Raw genomic sequence first — 16,160 nt, 5'->3', positions numbered from 1 at the left:
CATCGACTGGTACAACACCACCCGTATCTCGACCACGCTCAAGGGCCTGAGCCCGGTCGAATACCGAGCCCAGGCCCTCGCGGCCTAACCTTCAGCTAGCCAGTCCAACTTCCGGGGACCAGTTCACCGGGGACACCGCCCTTTCTCACTGCTTCCTGGCCCGCTCGACCACTTCCTCGAGCCGCAGCGGACTGGGCGGATGATGACTGAGGCACAACGGCGCCCGCATCCGCCGAAACCCGAACGTGTCGCCGGTGACGTAGAACTGCCCGCGCTCCAACCGCGAGATGTCCGCGACCGAACTCCCCTTGGCCCGCGCCATGTCCGTGGCCGCGGCGATCTGCGCGGGACTGTTCAACCGCCCGAAGAACTGCGTGGTGGCGTTCCCGGTCACCTGGTTGTGCACCCCTTTGGGCGCCTGCGTGGCGAGCACCAACCCGAGCCCGTACTTGCGAGCCTGCGAGGCCAGCAAGATCGTGGTCTGCAAACTCGCCGTGCCCCCACTCGAAGGCGCGATCGTCTGCGCCTCGTCCATCACCATCAACCCACCGAGCGGCCGATCCACCGCCGGATTCCGCTTGATCCAGGCGAACACCTCCAGCTGCAACTGGCTGATGAACCCCTGCCGCTGTTCCTCGGAAGGCAACCCGACAAAACTGATCACCGAAACCCGCGCCCGCCTGCCCTCGGCCGGCGTGAGCAACACCCCGGGATCCGTGGGTTCCCCAAGCCCACCGAGCAACGGATCGTTCACCATCGCGGCCCTGAGCGTCTCCGCGAGATCAGCAGCCGTGGCCGCCGCCGAGTTCAACTTGCTGACACCCTCCGGCAACTCCGCCAGCAGGTCCACGAACCCGTTCAAATCCCGCCGATCCTCCCGCGCATACCGCTTGAGCGCCTCCTTCAACACAGCGCGCCCTCGAACAGCGAACTTGGTCTCGTTGGCAATCCGCGCATGCGGCACCAACCGCGCCACCGCAGCCTCGACCGCCGCCGCGAACTCGTCCTCGTCCCCCCGGACCTCGGCAAAGTCGGGCAACGGATGAAACACCAACGGCCGACCGCTGGCCCGCCCCGGCGTCCACACCACGACCTCGGTGCCCGCGATGTACTCGGCAGCCTTGGCCTCGTCCCCCGGCAGCCACTCCCCCGGCGCCTCGGGCCAGGCATCACCAAGCCGCGCCAGGTCGTTGTTGGGATCCAGCACGATCGCCGAAACCCCGCGCAACGCACACTCCTCGACGATCCGGCGCAACAACACCGTCTTCCCGCTCCCGGACCCCGCGAACACGATCGCGTGCTTGCGCAACGACTCCAGCTCGATCCGGATCTCCCCGTCCATCCCGAGCACGATCGCGTCGTCACTCTCGACCGGCTGCCGCGCCTGTGGCTTCGGTGCCGACTGCGGCTTCAACGCACGCGGCTGGGGCTTCGGTGCCGCCTTGGGCGGAGGCCTGGTCTCCTGGTGCCCGCTCCTGCCACCGCTTCCCGCCGGGTCCGGCAGGATCGCCTGCAGGAAGGTGTTGCTGCTGGCCGGTTTCCGCGCCACCAGCCAGGCGAGCAGCTGGTGCGACTGCGACGACCACATCTCCTTGAGCGCGATGAACGTGCGCAGGTCGTCGTCCGACACGTCGATGCTCTTGCCGCCGCGCTTCTCGAACTCCGCGACCTCACCCTTGGTCTTCGCACCGGTCCAGCCCTTGGAGCCGTTGCGAATCAACACCAGGTGCCGGCCACGTCCGTCCTCCGCCGCCGCCCGCGCGTCCCTCAATCTGCGCAGCACCCGGTTGCCGTGGCTGCTCGCGATGAGCCGGAAGACCCAGCGCTCTTCCACATCGCGTTCCTCGTCCACGGTGTGCCGCAGACTCGCGTGCAGGCTGTTGTCCTCGGACTGGGGCTCGGGATGCCACGCGAGGTCGTCGTTGCCGATCTCGGTGACCCACGACCTCAACCCGGCCAGCAACAACGCGGGCATCACGTCGTCCTCGTTGTGCGGCTTGACGTCCGCGGCGGCCAGCGCGGCTTTCGTCCGCAACCGGGCGAACTTCGCGTCGAGCTCGACGAGGTAGTCCGGCTCCGGCCCTGTCGCGGCAACTGGCGTGGGTGCGACCGGCTCGGACATCTCCTCGGACTTCTCCTGGAACGAGCGCAGCTCGCGGATTTCACCGTGCAGGCAGGTCTCCGCGTGCGAGTGAACCCGCTTGAGCAGAGTGCGCGGAGTCTCCGCCTGCCATCCGTCACCGAACGCCTCCGGCGCCACCGGCCAGGTCGGATGAGGAGGCGTGATCCCGTGGCTCTGGTAGATCACCCCCAGCCACTTCTCCACCAACGTCCTGGCGATCGCCGGCTCCACGATGGCGCCGAGAATCGGAGTCGTCGTGAACCGATCGCCGACCGTGTCACTCGCGACCTGGCGCAGCTTCTTCCACGTGGTCGGCAAGCAGGCAACGATGGTCAACGTCCGCCGCGTGATTTCGCGTAGCTGCATCAACCCGTCCGAGATGAGCGCGATCTCCCGCGCCGCCTCGGGACTGATCTCGTCCTCGATGGCCTCCTGGCTCTTGTTGACCACGGTGTCCAGCTGGTCGATCGCGATCACGCACGGGCCGGTCATCGCGAGCACACGGGAGATGTCCCGCACTATGTGCTGGGCGGACTTGGCCCTGGCCGACAGTCCCCAGGTACCGCGATCGCCCTCCGTGTCGTCGAGCCCTTCAAGATAGGTGCGCCCAACGGCGGTGTGCTTGGACGCGTAGAGCACCAGCGCACGGATGACGTCTTCGCACTCGCTCGCGATCCGCGCGTCGACCTTCCACAGTCCACTGATGAGCGCGTTCAGATGTTCGGGCTTCAGCGGCGCTTCCTTCACGATCGCCCGAGCGACTTCTTCGGACACGTCGGCACCACGGCACAACTGCCGCAGCAGAACCAGGAGCTGGAGTTCGCCACCGTCATCGGTCCTGAGCAACTCGCTGCGCATGGCGTCCGCGACGTCCTCCCAGAACACCGCCGCCGTGGAGACCTCGATCAGGAAGAAGTAGCCACCGGCCTCCTGCACCATGCTGCGCACCGTGCCGAGCAGATGGGTCTTGCCCACGCCTTTGCGCCCCTGCAACACGAGCCCGATGGGGTTGGAGCCGGTGCTGTCCCTGGCGTCCGCGATGGCCGTCCTGATGCGGTGCTCCGCCCTCGTGTGCAAACCGTCCACATGGGACGGCGACCTGCGCCAGACGTCGTCCGGTGTCTCGGCGGAGTTGAAGCGCAACGCCGCCAGCGCCTCCCGCAGCTGCGCGGTCATGACTCCTCCATCGCCACGAGGTGCAGATCCTCGCTGCCGACCCGAAGCGCCGCGGCGTGGTCTTCGGAGGTGAGCACCTTGGTGTTGGACTCCGGCGCCAGGTGGACGGTCCCGGTCTTCATCATCTTCACCAGCGCCTCATCGACCTCGTCCTTCTGCGCACCGTTGAGCCGCGGCCGAATGCGCGCGAGCCGGATCCAGTCCTGCGGTTCGACGGCGAGGTCCTCGTAGACACTTCGGATCAACGACTCGAGGTCCCGAGACCTGATCACCTCGATCAGGGTGCCGCGCGCTTCGTGGTGCAGGATGAACTTCTTCAGCAGGCCGAACGTGGCCTTCGCGTGCGAGGTCGATCGTGGCGGCAGCTCGCCCCTGACGAGATCTTGCAGACACCACGCGATGCCTTCATTGGTGATCTCGTGAACCATCGGCTTCACGGTTTCGTCCGTCTTGACCAAACCGGCCTTGTTCAGCTTGATTCGACCAGGCTTCGTGAGCCTGGCCTGGTCGTTCAGTTCCGTGTTGGGCATCGTGCGGTTCGCCAGCATCAGGACCATCAGCACCGCACGTTCTGGAGCACCAAACTTCTCCGGCATCACGCCGCCTCTCTCAGTCGGTGAACGCGTTGAGTCGTCGATCGATCCGGGCGAGCAGGTCATCCACCGCAGCTCGCAGTTCAGGAGGCATCACGGACTGCGCGCCGTTGCCATGTGCCTTGCTGATGAGCGCGAGGTCGGCCGAGTGATCGAGCAGCAGCTCCACGTCGCCGCCGTCGAGCGCTGTCGTCATGCCGTGCACGGTTTCCTGGACGAGCGCGAACCGTCCGGCGTAGGGCATCTCGTCCGGAAGCCCGCGCAACGCGGCGGCGGCCGTCGCCAGCGCCTCGTGGTTCGGTTCGTGTTCGGGGACCCCCTGGGTGAGGGCGTGAAGCTGCCGCGCGACCAGCTCCGGCTGCGAGCCGAGTTCCAGGTGCCGGAGATTGCGCAGGAAGCCCGGGAGCTGGTCCCGTTCGCTGTTCTTCGACAGCACGCAGAACAACTGGCGTTGATCGCCTTCCGGACCGATCGCGTGCCGCAGGAAGCGCTCGGCTTCGGTGATCTGCCACCGGCTGGCCCGTCCGTCCACCAGGAGGCACAGGTGCTTCGCCGGTTCGCCGGCCTGCTCCAGGATTTCCGGGTCACCCGACACCGAACGCTCTGCTCGCAGGCCGAGCGCGTTCAGTTCGGCGATGAGCGTCTCGGTGGCTTTCAACAGGGTCCGGGGACTGGACACCAGCAGGTCGAGGTCGAAGTCCCGGTGGTGGTTGCGAGCGGCCGCGACATAGGCGTCGCGGTTGTCCTCCAGCACGTCGGTCCGGTCGAATCCCTGCGCGATCACCGCGGCGATGGTTTCCAGCGCGTACGAGATCTGGTCGGGGGAAGGGACGAGTTCGTCCAGCACCGGCAGTTGCTCGCCGAAACTCCAGTAGGAGACGTACGGCACCGTGAGATGCCGCAGCATCAGGTCCTCGGGGACGCTCTTGACGAGCCAGTTCTCGAAGAGCGGAGCGACCACGGCGGCGCACTTGCGCTGCCACATGTCCGCGCGTTCGTACTCCACCCGGTTGTCCAGTCGCGACAACACGGGGAGCACGGTGTGCCGAGGCCGGTCGTAGGGCATCCGGTCTCTCGCGTCGTCGGCGCGCCTGGCGATGTCGACGACCTCGTCGAGGTTCTGATCGTTGGCGGTGAAGACGACGACCAGACGGTCCGGTAAATGAGCGGTGCAGATGCTCGCGATGTCGGAGATACCGGTCCTGCTGTCGATCAGCACGAAGTCGTGGTCGGCGGTCCAGATCTCGCGGCACGTCTCGAGAAAGGTCGCGAACCCCTGCGCGTACAGGCTCTCCCAGTCGATCGACTGCATCCGGCCCATGTAGGAGCGGTCCATCTTCCCCGCGGCCAGCAACGCGAGCGATCCGTTGCCCTCGACGCCGACCTTTAGGACGTGCGGGGTGGGTCTCTTCGCTCCAGCGAGAAAATCGTGCGCGAGATCGATCACGCCGCCCTCCGGCGTCTCCGACATGACCGGCGCGAAGTAATGGTGCAGGCCAGGAGCTTCCAGATCCCAGTCGATCGTGAGCACCCGATAACCCCACCTGGCGAGCAGCACCGCGATGCTGGCCATCGTGAAACTGCGTCCGACGCCGCCCTTGTACGAGTAGAAGGTGATGACGGTCCCAGCCATGGTCAGAACCTCGGTATCTGCGGTGGTGGCATGAGCGGAGGTTCCGGTGGATCGACGTCAGGCCAATCCGACTGCCACGGAGGTGCCTGCTTGGCCAACCTGACGAGGTCGGCCGCAAGATCGTTCACCTTGGTGTGGAATCGGAGGTATTTCCTGCTCTGCTGGTACACCGGATCCGGGTGGGCCACGTCCTTCAAATCCACCCACGAGCGTTCCTTCTCCTCGATCGGAAAGTTCTCCGAGTCGGAATAGAGGATGGGGTAGATCAGCCCTTGCGAGATTTCCGAGCTGGCGAGCCCTAGCCTGTCCTCCCTGGCCCGCATGCTCTTCTGCTCAGCCATGCACCAGCGCGAGGTGTAGTACTGCGGGGTCAGGAGCTGGATCATGATCTTGCTGTGCCGCAGGGCGTCCTGCAGGTTCGACGGCCAGTGCACGCCGCGCTCCATCGTGCGGTCGACGTACACCGTGGGAGTCGGTGCGTATTGATCGGCCAGACATTCCTTGAGCTTGTCCAGAAAGTGGTTCAGCAACCATCTCTGCACGCTGCCGTATCGGCAGTAGCTGATGAAGAAGTCGTACTTGTAGCCGGACACAGCGACCAACAGTAGATGCGCCTATCCCGCGATAAAAGACAAAAAAGTGGGCATTTTCGGCCGTTCCGACCAATAATTGGACAAAAACTGGGTGCGCGCTGGACTGTGCCACGAACAGCAAGAAGCCCTCGATCTTGGTAGATCGAGGGCTTCTCTGAAGAGTGGACGATACAGGGATTGAACCTGTGACCCCTACCGTGTCAAGGTAGTGCTCTCCCGCTGAGCTAATCGTCCGAGCGGATGACGAGACTCGAACTCGCGACCCTCACCTTGGCAAGGTGATGCGCTACCAACTGCGCTACATCCGCGTGCCCCAGGGTTTCCCTTGGCGCGAGAGGAACTTTATCCGACGGTCCCCCGAAGTTCCAAATCGGCTGATCTTGAGGCCGCCCGCACCACCATCAGCGCCCTGAGACAGCAGTGGGGCCAGGCGCGACGTGCACCTGGCCCCACTGGTGATCCGAATGGACGATACAGGGATTGAACCTGTGACCCCTACCGTGTCAAGGTAGTGCTCTCCCGCTGAGCTAATCGTCCGAGGCGGAGACGGGAATCGAACCCGTGTACAGGGCTTTGCAGGCCCTTGCCTAAGCCACTCGGCCACTCCGCCAGGAGCATGAGTCCACAGCAGCTATCCACTGAGGACCCACAGAGCGGATGACGAGACTCGAACTCGCGACCCTCACCTTGGCAAGGTGATGCGCTACCAACTGCGCTACATCCGCGTACATCACTGACTTCATGATGTTGAAACGAAGCTTATACGAGGGGTTCAAGCGGGTTTCACCGGGGGTGCCCGCACCACCTTCGCGGGCCCCCTACCTCGGGTTGTTCAGCTCAGGTCGTTCGAGATGAGGTGCGTGAGCGCCTCGTCGACGTTGACCCAGAGGTGCTCGTTGCCCGGCACGACGACGTCGTAGGTCCGGTCGAGGAAGTCTGCGAGTTCCTGGGCGGACGCCTCGAACATGGCGTGCCCGGAAGGCGAGCTCAGCTCGATCACGACGACCTCGGGATCGTCGGCGGCGGGGCGAATCCGAACGTCACCATCGCCGGCGTCGGCGATGAGACCGTCTGCGAGCAGGTCGCGGGCGTACACCCACTCGACCCAACCGGCTCGGCCGGTGCGGAACGCGGCGACGACCGCGTACGGGTCTTTCGTGTCGTATCGCAGCTCCACTTGAACCGGGACCGCGGGGGTCCTCGGTGCCAGCAGGTCGAAGACCGCTGTCGAGCGGAGCGTCACGTGATCGTTGCGCATCGTCGTTACCCTCTTCTCCCTTCCCGGTCAATGAAACGACCGAGCACCTTAGTTGTGACGTGCATGTGGCGAGGAACGCTCGCGAAACGGGCGCAGATCACCCCATCGGGTCAGCCTCACTGCGTAACGCGACGGTCTGCACGCGCTCCGTGTCCTCCTCACCCGTTAGCCCGCGTTCAGCGACTCCCATCTTGCTGGGTCTAACCTGAACCCGGTACCGGCTGTTGCGCGAATGTTGGACGTGAGGACATCTCTGGTGGCTGACTCGCCCGGTCCACCCGTTGCGTCACGCGACGGCCGGCCGACCGATTCCGACCTCGTGCAAAGGCTCGCACAGGGCGACCGGTCGGCGTTCGGTGAGCTGTACGACAGGTACGGCACCCCAGCATATTCGCTGGCCAGACGCATCTGCGTAGACCCCGAACTAGCCGAGGACGTCGTCCAGGAAGCCTTCCTCGCGCTCTGGCGGCACCCCGCCAGGTTCGACCCCACCCGCGGAAGTTTCGGCACCTGGTTGATGACTTTGGTGCACCACCGCGCGGTGGACGCCGTACGTAAGGAGAACACTCAGCGTCGTCGTACTGTTCCCCTCACCGACGATGTGTCACCACCGGCCGAGGGCTCCGACCACGCAGCGTTGGTCAGCGTGGTGAGCGCCGAGGTCAGAGCGGCATTGCGAACGTTGCCGGAAGAACAGCGCCAAGTCATCGCACTGGCCTATCTCGGCGGCTACACGCAGTGCGAAGTGGCGAAGCTGACAGGCGTGCCATTGGGGACTGTGAAATCGCGCACGTTCGCCGCGATAAGACGTCTCAGAGGCACGTTGGGGAACTTGTGGGCCGGCGAGACCGGCGAGACGACAGGAGTTCACCGGTGAACGGCGAGTTGTGCCCTCACGAGGAGCTCGCCGTCGGCTGGGCGATGCACTCCTTGGAGCCGGACGAGGAATCACTGGCCCGTGACCACGTGCCGACCTGCGCCACGTGCCAGCACACGGTGCGGTCGACGCAGGAGGTCCTCGCGGGCATCGGCGGCGCAGTCCGCCAGGAGCAGCCACCGCCCCGCCTGCGCGCGAGGCTGATGGAACAGATCGAACACATCCCGCAGGAGACGCCGGCCCCGCACATCCCGCGCCACGCCGCCCCCACTCCCCTGCGCCCGCAACACCGCCGCCGCACCGGCCGCGTCCTGCTGGCCGCCGCGGCAGCCGCCGCGGTCCTGGCAGGCGGCGGCTACCTGGGCGTGCGCGTGAACCAGCTGTCCGGCGAGGTAGCGGCCTCCGAGGCCCGCACGAACGACCTGAACAAGGCCCTGTCCCTGGCCGCCGACCCGGCCACGAACAGGGCGGTGCTGCGCAACGGTTCCGGCGAAGAAGTCGCCGTGGTGTTCTCGAACCCCACCTCCGGCGCGGTGATGCCGATGAACCTGAAACCGAACGACTCAGATCACGTTTACGTAGTTTGGGGTGCAAGTACGAAAGCGCCGGTACCGTTGGCGCTGTTCGACGTACGCGCGGGCTCGACCGACCCACAACTGCTGAACTGGTCCGCCGGCGCGCACGAGCACACGACGTTCGCGGTGTCGCTCGAACCAGGCCGCCAAGCCCCGCCGAAACCCTCGGAGGTGCTGGCAGGAGGCCAGGTTGCACCCGCCTGAGTCCCAACAGGATGATCGACACATGACGAAGCCGGACGTGAAGCCCGACGAGCACAAGGGCTGGCGCCACTGGTTCCACCGCAACCCGGCGCTGAACCTGGCCTACCGCATCGGCGTAGGCGTGATCGGCGGCCTGGTGCTGGTCGCGGGCGTCATCATGATCCCGTACCCCGGCCCGGGCTGGCTGGTGGTCTTCGCGGGCCTGGCGATCCTCGCGACGGAGTTCGAGTGGGCGGGCCGAGTCCTCAAGTTCGCCAAGCGCTACTACGACCGCTGGGTGGCCTGGCTCAAGCGCCAGCCGAGCTGGGTCCGCGGCCTGGTGATGGCCGGCGTCTGCGCCATCGTCCTGGCAACCTGCTACTTCCTCAACGTGTTCGCGCTGGTCGGCGGCTGGTTCGGCGTCGAGTGGAGCTGGTTGCAGAGCCCGATTTTTGGTTCTCGTTGATGATGTTGTAGGCTATGGCCACACCGCGAGAGCGGGACAGCAACACAACAGAACACGGGCGTTTAGCTCAGCGGGAGAGCGCTTCGTTCACACCGAAGAGGTCACTGGTTCGATCCCAGTATCGCCCATTACAGCCAGAAGGCCCCTCATCTGCACAGATGAGGGGCCTTCTGGCTTTCGGCGCACGCCAACAACTCCCCGCACTGGCCTGCGGGACACAAATCTGTACACAAACGGGCTCTACAACGTCAGTCGATCTCCCTCGGCAGGAATAGACCACTGATGCTCTCCGCCGCTCCTGCATCGAGGTCCGGGATGTCCTCGGTGTAGGTGTCGAGGGTGAACGCGACCGTCGCGTGCCCAAGCCGACTGCTCACGATCTTGGGGTGCACACCGGACCGCAGTGAGATCGTGGCGTAGGTGTGCCGAACGTCGTGCAGTCGAATAAGCGGCACCTTGGCGCGGTCCACGAGCCGGTTGAACTGTTCGGTGATCGTGTCCGGGTAAATCCGACGGCCGTCCTCCCAGCAGAAGACCAGACCGTGGTCCTGATAGCCGTTGCCGAACGCTTCCTTCTCCTCCTCCACCTGTGCAAGGTGCCGGCGCAGCACCGCCACGGTGAATTTGTCGAGCGCTATCTGTCGGCGGCTCTTCGTGCTCTTCCCGGTTCCGCTCCTGACCGAGCCTCCCGCGACGACACGCGTCGCCTTCATCCGAACTACTGCGGCATCGAGGTCAAGTGAGGCGAAGGTCAGCCCGCACAGTTCGGAGCGCCGCATCCCAGTGGCGGAGACGAGCACCCACAGCGCATACAGCCGTTCCGGTCGAGCCACCTCCAGGAACCTCGTCAGCTGTTCGGGCTCCCACGTGGGGCCTGTAAAACGAGCGGTGTAACTCCCGATCATGGAAGTGCACCTGATGACCGACATGATGTCCGGCGTGCAGAACGCCGAGGACTCGAAGCCCGCGACTGGCCTGGATGGCCTGGATGAGCAGCTCGTCGCGCAGCTGCTGAGCAGCGCGAAGGCCAGCGGGCTGAAGCTGACTGGTGAGGGCGGGATGCTGCAGCAGCTGACCAAGCTGGTGCTGGAGTCCGCGCTCGAGGGCGAGATCACCGACCATCTCGGCTATGACAAGCACGACCCAGCCGGCCGCGGGACCGGTAACTCGCGTAACGGCGTCCGGTCCAAGACCGTGCTCACCGATGTCGGCCCGGTCGAGATCGATGTGCCGCGTGACCGCGACGCGAGCTTCGAGCCCAAGATCGTCGCGAAGCGTCAGAGGCGTCTGGGTGGCGTGGACGAGATGGTGATCTCGTTGGCCGCCAAGGGTTTGACGACCGGGGAGATCTCCGCTCATCTGGCGGAGGTCTATGGCGCGGAGGTGTCGCGGCAGACCATCTCCACGATCACCGACAAGGTGATCGAGGGCATGGTCGAATGGCAGAACCGGCCGCTGGACGCGGTGTATCCGGTGATCTTCATCGACGCTATCCACGTCAAGATCCGCGACGGGCAGGTCGCCAACCGGCCGATCTACGTCGCGCTCGCGGTCACCTGCGAAGGACGGCGCGACATCCTCGGGTTGTGGGCCGGCGACGGCGGCGAGGGCGCCAAATATTGGCTGCATGTGCTGACCGAGCTCAAGAACCGGGGCGTGGCCGACGTGCTCATGGTGGTCTGCGACGGACTTGCCGGCCTGCCGGACGCGATCACCACCGTCTGGCCGCAGACGATCACCCAGACTTGCGTGGTTCACTTGCTGCGCAACAGTTTCCGTTACGCGGGTCGTCAGCACTGGGCCGCGATCGACAAGGCGCTCAAGCCGGTCTACACCGCGCCGACCGAGGCCGCCGCGCGTGAACGGTTCGGCGAGTTCGCCGAGGCCTGGGGCGGCCGGTATCCGGCGATCGTGCGGTTGTGGGACAACGCCTGGGCGGAGTTCGTGCCGTTTCTGGCGTTCGACCCGGAGATCCGGCGGGTGATCTGCTCGACCAACGCGATCGAGAGCGTCAACGCCCGCATCCGCCGCGCTGTCAAGGCACGCGGGCACTTCCCCAACGAGCAGGCCGCGCTCAAGTGCGTCTACATGGCCATCATGAGCCTGGACCCGACCGGCACCGGCCGAGCACGCTGGACGATGCGGTGGAAACCCGCGCTGAACGCGTTCGAGATCGCCTTCGACGGCCGCCTGGCCGCCGGACGCAAGTAGTTTCCTTCAACCCGAGTTACACCGCTCGTTTGACACACCCCGTTCGGCGACGACCACGGCCATCCACCTGGTTGAAGTGACATCGCCCCAGCTCATTACGCAGATCATCTCCGTCTCCATCGATCGATCTCCACCAACTGGACTGGCATCTCGGAGATGAGTTGGCTAGAAGCAGAGAGTAGTGATAGCATCTCCACTATCGTTGCCAACCTCGACGAGAGACGACAGGGTGAAGAACGCAGGTCAGCACAGCTACGAGCACGAGTGCCGGATTCGCGACTACTACGCCGCCGAACTCGAGCGGCATCGCCCTAACGAGAGGCTGGTTGCGCGCGAGAACAGCTACGCGGGTACGACCGTTCGCGCAGACATGCGGACCATCGATCGCACCAACACGGTCCGCTTGTGGGAGTTCAAGATCCACGCAAGCTACGAGGCCCTCGGGCAGATCTTGGTTTACGTGGCGATGGCGCGGCGTGCAGAAGGATACGATCCACTCATCCGCGGCGTCATAGCCGCCTTTGATTTCCTGCCAGAACTCGTTGACACCGTTGAGCGATTAAACCTCAACATCGAGTTGGTCACTCTGCCACGAGTTCTCGCGCTCGCAGGGCGCATTCCAACCAATCATTCGCCCGTTGCCATCCCTGTAATTCCCAGCTTCACCTCACACTCGTTCTCGCTAGACGTTAACCATCAGCCAGCCAAGCGACAGGAGTACCCGAAGTGAGCACCCCTTTTATTGCACAGCAGAAGTTGATCAACACCGACGAGATCCCTGAGGACCAGAGCTTCAGCGGCATGCGCATCCTTCGCGTCAACTCGAATGACGATGAGCGCGAGAACTTCGAGAACCGCCGGTATCGATTTCAGCATGAAACCGAAAAACGGCACGTTATGCGCGGCATGCTCTGCCTGAAGGGCTCAGAAAAGGGTCGGCGCATATGCGTCTCATTGCATCCCAGCCTGCGCCAGTTCACCGACATCGTGAAGTACAACCCGTCCGATCCACCGCGAACGGTCGACTACGAGGCCATCGGCATGAAGTCCGCACATGAGAAGACCCAAAGTGACTTCAAAGGCGCCAAGGCAACGAACCGCACTGACTTCCGTCGGTACATCCTCGAAGCGGTTCAGGGCGAACGTACCGCCTACCTGCCAACCGTGACCGGCTGGCAGTCCGTCGAAGAGTTCGAAGAGGATCCTCAACCCATCTTCGTAGCCTTCGATGAAGCAAACCCGGCTGTCTTGTACGGGGAAATCTGGCTACCGAAACGACCCGTCATGCAGGCCGACGGCCAGACACAGACAGCCGCCCTCTTCGAGGCTGCGCAGAGCGGAATCGCGATAAAGAGCGGCGCTCTCGATTCGTTCTTCGTCTCGCTCGAGATCGAGCTTAATGTCAGCGTTGACGCTGCCGCGCAGAGCTTTGCTGACCGCAACGGCCGCGGTACCAAGAAGAACGCGAATCTTGTTGCTACCTACGACACCTCGTCTGCGCTCTCCAGACTCCGCAACCAAGCCATCAAGGGAACCGTCTTCGAAGATCGAGTGGCAGACGGCCGCAGCACTGGAGCAACGCTCACCGCGGTCCAGAACATCGTTGACGCTTCAACACTCGAACAGATGCTCCTTAACGTGATCTCGCACGGCAATCGCAAACGCGAGCACCTCAAGCACCACCACGTGCCGATCGTCCTGCCCTACTGTCGTGAGTTTCTCCAGATGCTGGACGACCTTTTTGGCGACGTATGGCGTGACACCAAGCAGGCTGACACCTACCGACGTCTGTACGTCCACGGCTGGGCGTTCGCTCTCAAGGCACTCGCACTCGCCTACAACCAGGTACGCCGCGACAAGCTCGGGCCAATTATGGAGGTCATGGGCCAGGAGCAGACGACGGATCACGATACCGTCGAGGACCTCGAGAAGAGGTTCACCGAAGCTGTGTCCAGCCTTGAAGAGCCCAAACCAAAGGTTACGCTCAAGGAGTTCAAGCACCGCTTGGCTGAGATCGATTGGCGGCGCGACCGCAAGCATTGGATCCGGATTACGGGCTTCCTTCAGGAGAAGAACGGCACGAAGAAGGTAGCGAAGCTGAAGACCACGGGAGAAGTCGTCGTGGCTGCAGCAGCATCCAACACACCAGCACACATCAGCCAGGTCGAAAACAAGATCCTTTCGGACACTTGGGAGGAACTCACCGAGCACGAGTCCGAACCTCTCAAGTAGGGAATCCTATGGCGGCGGCACAGGGTGGACCAATCAGCAGGGAACCCGGTCTGCTGGCTGCCGACGGCTTGTACCCGGATCTGTAGCCGGGACGGCGCTCCACTACGACGAACCATCGAGACGCGCCGAGACTTCTCGGTACAAACCCGCAGTTCAGAGAGCGACAACTGAGACTCGGTCGTCCACCACGGACGTAGCCGGTGCCGTTCACACCGAAGAGGTCACTGGTTCGATCCCAGTATCGCCCATTGCAGGTCAGAGGCCCGGAGCCATTCACGGTTCCGGGCCTCTGGCGTTGCTGCAAGCAGCGGAGTACAGCAGCACCTCAAATGTCGAGGCTTTCGCTGAGCTGCCGGAGAGCCTTCAGCGTCTCCTCGTCCGAGACCTCGGTGTAGATCTCCATCGTGACCTTCATATTCGCGTGCCGCAGGATGCGCATGATCACCCGAGGGTGCACATTCAGTTCCGCGAGCAACGAGGCACAACTCCGCCGGCCGTCGTGAACCGTGATTTTGGGAACGCCTGTGGGGTGCCAAAAACTAGGCTTAGCGGTCTGACCTGCGCCTTAGGCCGCCGCGGTTTCGTATTCGTTGATCAAGCCGCCGAGTACTCGCCGACGACGAACGGACCTACAGCCTGACCATTCTCTGGACGTCCGACAGATCCAAGGAATACGTGGCGTTCAAGTCGCTCGCCTCCGCGATGTCCGCCCTGCTGACCAGGAACCACCCGCGCAAGCAACCGTCCGCCGCCGCCGCGAACCAGGCATTCGCCGAAATCACCGCCAATCGCCACGAGCGGACGTGGACCGCCGTCCCCAGCACCCGCGAGCCCTGACCGCTCAACCGAGCAGCTTCACGAGCTTCGCCGGCGCCAGCACGCGGTAGCTCTCAGTCAGCAACTCCCGCACCTCGTCCCAGTCCACGTCCGGCCGCACCTTCAGCCCGACCACGTCCTTGCCCCACGCCGCCCGGAAGAACGGCTCCCCGGCTCCGGCCAGGGCGTCGAACTCCTCGGGCTGGGCGCGGAACGTCATGATCACTGTTGGTTCGGTGAGTTCGGCGGCCCGGCTGTACGCCCCGGTCTCACCGGGATGCGCCGTGAAGACGTGCACGAAGCTGCGGTTGCGGATGCTCCACCGCATGCCCACCCACGCCGCTTGCTCGGTGGCCTCCGGCAGCGCGGCGCAAATGGCCCGTACCTCGTCCAAGACCCGGTCCGGCACGTCCGCACGATCGTTCACGGCGCACAACGCTACGCGCCCGCTCCCCTGTCCACGAGCACGAGCGCCCCGCGCACCATCGATGCCCTGTCGCTGAGCAGCCAGGCCGCCACCTCGCGCGGTTCGGCCATCCTGCCGAGCGGACTCGAGGTGTTGTAGTGCGCGATGACGCCGGGTGCGGGGTGCCAAAACACGGTCCGGTGGGTCTGACCTGGTCTATCAGGCGGCCGCAGGTTCATACTCGTTGATCAAGCCGCCGAGTACTTGTCGGCGACGTACGGACCTACGGCCGGGCACCGCGATCGGGCGATCGGGTCGCGGTGGAGTGTGGTGTCGCGCTTGATGTGGCCGCCGGTGGTTGTAGTGGGACACGTAGCGGTTCAGCACTGACTTGAGGTGATGCTCGTTGATGATGAGCAGTCGGTCGGTGAGCTCGCGTCTGACGGTGCCGACAAAACGTTCGGCGTAGCTGTTCGCCCGCGGACAGTGCGGCGGGATCTTCACGACGTCGGTGCCGACGTCCGCGAGAACGGAATCGAACGACGCGGTGAACTGACCGGCCCTGTCACGAACTAGGAATCGAAAGTCACTGGCCCTGGCGCCGAGGCTCATCAGGAGGTTGCGAGCCTGCTGGGTGGTCCAGTGCCCGTCAGGATTGGTGGTGGTGCCGAGGATGTGGACGTAGCGGGTGCCGACCTCCATCACGAAGAACACGTACACCCGTTTCAGGGTGACCACGCAATCCACATGGAAGAAGTCGCATGCCAGCATGCTCGCCGCTTGAGCACGCAGGAACCGCCGCCACGACGTGTCGGTATTCCGGATCGGCGAGGGTGTGGGGTACCACAACGCCGCCCAACGGTCTGACCTGCACATCAGGCTGCCGCAGATTCGTCGGGGATGAGCACGGCGCAACACAGCGACCTGTGCCGCAGCCCCAGCAACTCCACGTCCTTGGCCACCGAGGAACGGCCGAGCAGAACCGGCCAGTCAGCAAGTCGGACGAAGATGAGGCACAG

The 16,160-nt window shown here is 64.3% G+C and carries 18 protein-coding genes and 6 tRNA genes; 9 read left to right on the top strand and 15 right to left on the bottom strand.

Translation table 11 applies throughout. The features are described 5' to 3' along the window. On the top strand, nucleotides 1-88 hold an 88-nt coding region (locus G7043_RS34955; protein ID WP_166044847.1), incomplete at its 5' end, for an IS3 family transposase. A gap of 57 nt (nucleotides 89-145) precedes the next feature. Here G7043_RS34955 and G7043_RS34950 read toward each other — a convergent pair. The 10 genes from G7043_RS34950 to G7043_RS34905 all read right to left on the bottom strand — a co-directional run bounded on the left by G7043_RS34950 (nucleotide 146) and on the right by G7043_RS34905 (nucleotide 7,375). After that, complete coding sequence (locus tag G7043_RS34950) at nucleotides 146-3,298, bottom strand: ATP-binding protein (protein WP_166052907.1); 3,153 nt, start codon at nucleotides 3,296-3,298, stop codon at nucleotides 146-148. Further along, entirely contained in the window at nucleotides 3,295-3,894 is a 600-nt protein-coding gene (locus G7043_RS34945) for a hypothetical protein (RefSeq protein ID WP_166052906.1), read from the bottom strand. The genes G7043_RS34950 and G7043_RS34945 overlap by 4 nt, the downstream gene beginning before the upstream one ends. Before the next feature lie 13 nt (nucleotides 3,895-3,907). Continuing rightward, entirely contained in the window at nucleotides 3,908-5,524 is a 1,617-nt protein-coding gene (locus G7043_RS34940) for a tyrosine-protein kinase family protein (protein WP_166052905.1), read from the bottom strand. A gap of 2 nt (nucleotides 5,525-5,526) precedes the next feature. Next, the gene (locus G7043_RS34935) at nucleotides 5,527-6,117 is read right to left on the bottom strand and encodes a TIR domain-containing protein (protein ID WP_166052904.1); all 591 of its coding nucleotides are present in this window, start codon (nucleotides 6,115-6,117) and stop codon (nucleotides 5,527-5,529) included. Between the two features lie 162 nt (nucleotides 6,118-6,279). After that, nucleotides 6,280-6,351, bottom strand: a tRNA-Val gene (locus tag G7043_RS34930). Between the two features lies 1 nt (nucleotide 6,352). Continuing rightward, a tRNA-Gly gene (locus G7043_RS34925) sits at nucleotides 6,353-6,425 on the bottom strand. A gap of 157 nt (nucleotides 6,426-6,582) precedes the next feature. Beyond that, a tRNA-Val gene (locus G7043_RS34920) sits at nucleotides 6,583-6,654 on the bottom strand. A 1-nt stretch (nucleotide 6,655) separates the two neighbouring features. Next, a tRNA-Cys gene (locus G7043_RS34915) sits at nucleotides 6,656-6,727 on the bottom strand. A gap of 42 nt (nucleotides 6,728-6,769) precedes the next feature. Beyond that, nucleotides 6,770-6,842: transfer RNA gene (locus G7043_RS34910), tRNA-Gly, on the bottom strand. 107 nt (nucleotides 6,843-6,949) lie between these two features. Then, complete coding sequence (locus G7043_RS34905; protein WP_030477975.1) at nucleotides 6,950-7,375, bottom strand: SsgA family sporulation/cell division regulator; 426 nt, start codon at nucleotides 7,373-7,375, stop codon at nucleotides 6,950-6,952. Nucleotides 7,376-7,631: 256 nt separating this feature from the next. On the opposite strand from G7043_RS34905, the gene G7043_RS34900 reads away from it, so the two are divergent. The 4 genes from G7043_RS34900 to G7043_RS34885 all read left to right on the top strand — a co-directional run bounded on the left by G7043_RS34900 (nucleotide 7,632) and on the right by G7043_RS34885 (nucleotide 9,604). Continuing rightward, nucleotides 7,632-8,252, top strand: coding sequence for an RNA polymerase sigma factor (locus G7043_RS34900; RefSeq protein ID WP_313888220.1), 621 nt, complete (start codon nucleotides 7,632-7,634; stop codon nucleotides 8,250-8,252). Further along, complete coding sequence (locus tag G7043_RS34895) at nucleotides 8,249-9,031, top strand: anti-sigma factor (protein ID WP_166052902.1); 783 nt, start codon at nucleotides 8,249-8,251, stop codon at nucleotides 9,029-9,031. The genes G7043_RS34900 and G7043_RS34895 overlap by 4 nt, the downstream gene beginning before the upstream one ends. 22 nt (nucleotides 9,032-9,053) lie before the next feature. Then, a complete protein-coding gene (locus G7043_RS34890) occupies nucleotides 9,054-9,476 on the top strand; it encodes a TIGR02611 family protein (RefSeq protein WP_166052901.1) in 423 nt (140 codons plus the stop codon). A gap of 56 nt (nucleotides 9,477-9,532) precedes the next feature. Next, nucleotides 9,533-9,604, top strand: a tRNA-Val gene (locus tag G7043_RS34885). Between the two features lie 120 nt (nucleotides 9,605-9,724). Here G7043_RS34885 and G7043_RS34880 read toward each other — a convergent pair. Then, nucleotides 9,725-10,381: a site-specific integrase gene (locus tag G7043_RS34880; protein ID WP_166052900.1), complete on the bottom strand. Its 657-nt coding sequence runs from the start codon at nucleotides 10,379-10,381 to the stop codon at nucleotides 9,725-9,727. Nucleotides 10,382-10,406: 25 nt separating this feature from the next. On the opposite strand from G7043_RS34880, the gene G7043_RS34875 reads away from it, so the two are divergent. From G7043_RS34875 to G7043_RS34865, 3 genes are all read left to right on the top strand, one after another. After that, nucleotides 10,407-11,687 (top strand): IS256 family transposase, encoded by a 1,281-nt coding sequence (locus G7043_RS34875; RefSeq protein ID WP_390828808.1) that lies wholly within the window; start codon nucleotides 10,407-10,409, stop codon nucleotides 11,685-11,687. Nucleotides 11,688-11,916: 229 nt separating this feature from the next. After that, nucleotides 11,917-12,417, top strand: a complete 501-nt coding sequence (locus tag G7043_RS34870; protein WP_166052899.1) for a hypothetical protein — start codon at nucleotides 11,917-11,919, stop codon at nucleotides 12,415-12,417. After that, on the top strand, nucleotides 12,414-13,919 hold the full coding sequence (locus G7043_RS34865; RefSeq protein WP_166052898.1) for a DNA sulfur modification protein DndB: 1,506 nt from the start codon (nucleotides 12,414-12,416) through the stop codon (nucleotides 13,917-13,919). Before G7043_RS34870 ends, G7043_RS34865 begins: the two co-directional genes overlap by 4 nt. A gap of 325 nt (nucleotides 13,920-14,244) precedes the next feature. Here G7043_RS34865 and G7043_RS34860 read toward each other — a convergent pair whose 3' ends face one another. Further along, the gene (locus tag G7043_RS34860; protein ID WP_166052942.1) at nucleotides 14,245-14,430 is read right to left on the bottom strand and encodes a tyrosine-type recombinase/integrase; all 186 of its coding nucleotides are present in this window, start codon (nucleotides 14,428-14,430) and stop codon (nucleotides 14,245-14,247) included. Nucleotides 14,431-14,594: 164 nt separating this feature from the next. Here G7043_RS34860 and G7043_RS34855 point away from each other — a divergent pair, with 164 nt between their 5' ends. Further along, complete coding sequence (locus G7043_RS34855; RefSeq protein WP_166052897.1) at nucleotides 14,595-14,756, top strand: hypothetical protein; 162 nt, start codon at nucleotides 14,595-14,597, stop codon at nucleotides 14,754-14,756. A gap of 4 nt (nucleotides 14,757-14,760) precedes the next feature. On the opposite strand, the gene G7043_RS34850 is transcribed toward G7043_RS34855, so the two are convergent. Genes G7043_RS34850 through G7043_RS34840 form a run of 3 tightly spaced genes read right to left on the bottom strand, consistent with a single transcriptional unit; the run spans nucleotide 14,761 to nucleotide 15,912 of the window. Next, the gene (locus G7043_RS34850; RefSeq protein WP_207312100.1) at nucleotides 14,761-15,162 is read right to left on the bottom strand and encodes an MmcQ/YjbR family DNA-binding protein; all 402 of its coding nucleotides are present in this window, start codon (nucleotides 15,160-15,162) and stop codon (nucleotides 14,761-14,763) included. A gap of 11 nt (nucleotides 15,163-15,173) precedes the next feature. Next, a complete protein-coding gene (locus G7043_RS34845; RefSeq protein WP_390828793.1) occupies nucleotides 15,174-15,335 on the bottom strand; it encodes an SDR family oxidoreductase in 162 nt (53 codons plus the stop codon). Between the two features lie 25 nt (nucleotides 15,336-15,360). Further along, complete coding sequence (locus tag G7043_RS34840) at nucleotides 15,361-15,912, bottom strand: integrase core domain-containing protein (protein WP_207312099.1); 552 nt, start codon at nucleotides 15,910-15,912, stop codon at nucleotides 15,361-15,363. Nucleotides 15,913-16,160: the final 248 nt, after the last annotated feature.

This window comes from Lentzea alba (assembly GCF_011067745.1).
In the GTDB taxonomy this organism is placed as follows: Bacteria; Actinomycetota; Actinomycetes; order Mycobacteriales; family Pseudonocardiaceae; genus Lentzea; species Lentzea alba.
This window is presented reverse-complemented; position numbering and strand designations above follow the sequence as displayed.

Bases quoted from the DNA above. Each gene is read 5' to 3' on its own strand.
- G7043_RS34950 (WP_166052907.1), bottom strand. From the start codon at position 3,298: ATGACCGCGCAGCTGCGGGAGGCGCTGGCGGCGTTGCGCTTCAACTCC.
- G7043_RS34945 (WP_166052906.1), bottom strand. From the start codon at position 3,894: ATGCCGGAGAAGTTTGGTGCTCCAGAACGTGCGGTGCTGATGGTCCTG.
- G7043_RS34940 (WP_166052905.1), bottom strand. From the start codon at position 5,524: ATGGCTGGGACCGTCATCACCTTCTACTCGTACAAGGGCGGCGTCGGA.
- G7043_RS34905 (WP_030477975.1), bottom strand. From the start codon at position 7,375: ATGCGCAACGATCACGTGACGCTCCGCTCGACAGCGGTCTTCGACCTG.
- G7043_RS34890 (WP_166052901.1), top strand. From the start codon at position 9,054: ATGACGAAGCCGGACGTGAAGCCCGACGAGCACAAGGGCTGGCGCCAC.
- G7043_RS34880 (WP_166052900.1), bottom strand. From the start codon at position 10,381: ATGATCGGGAGTTACACCGCTCGTTTTACAGGCCCCACGTGGGAGCCC.
- G7043_RS34875 (WP_390828808.1), top strand. From the start codon at position 10,407: ATGTCCGGCGTGCAGAACGCCGAGGACTCGAAGCCCGCGACTGGCCTG.
- G7043_RS34840 (WP_207312099.1), bottom strand. From the start codon at position 15,912: ATGCTGGCATGCGACTTCTTCCATGTGGATTGCGTGGTCACCCTGAAA.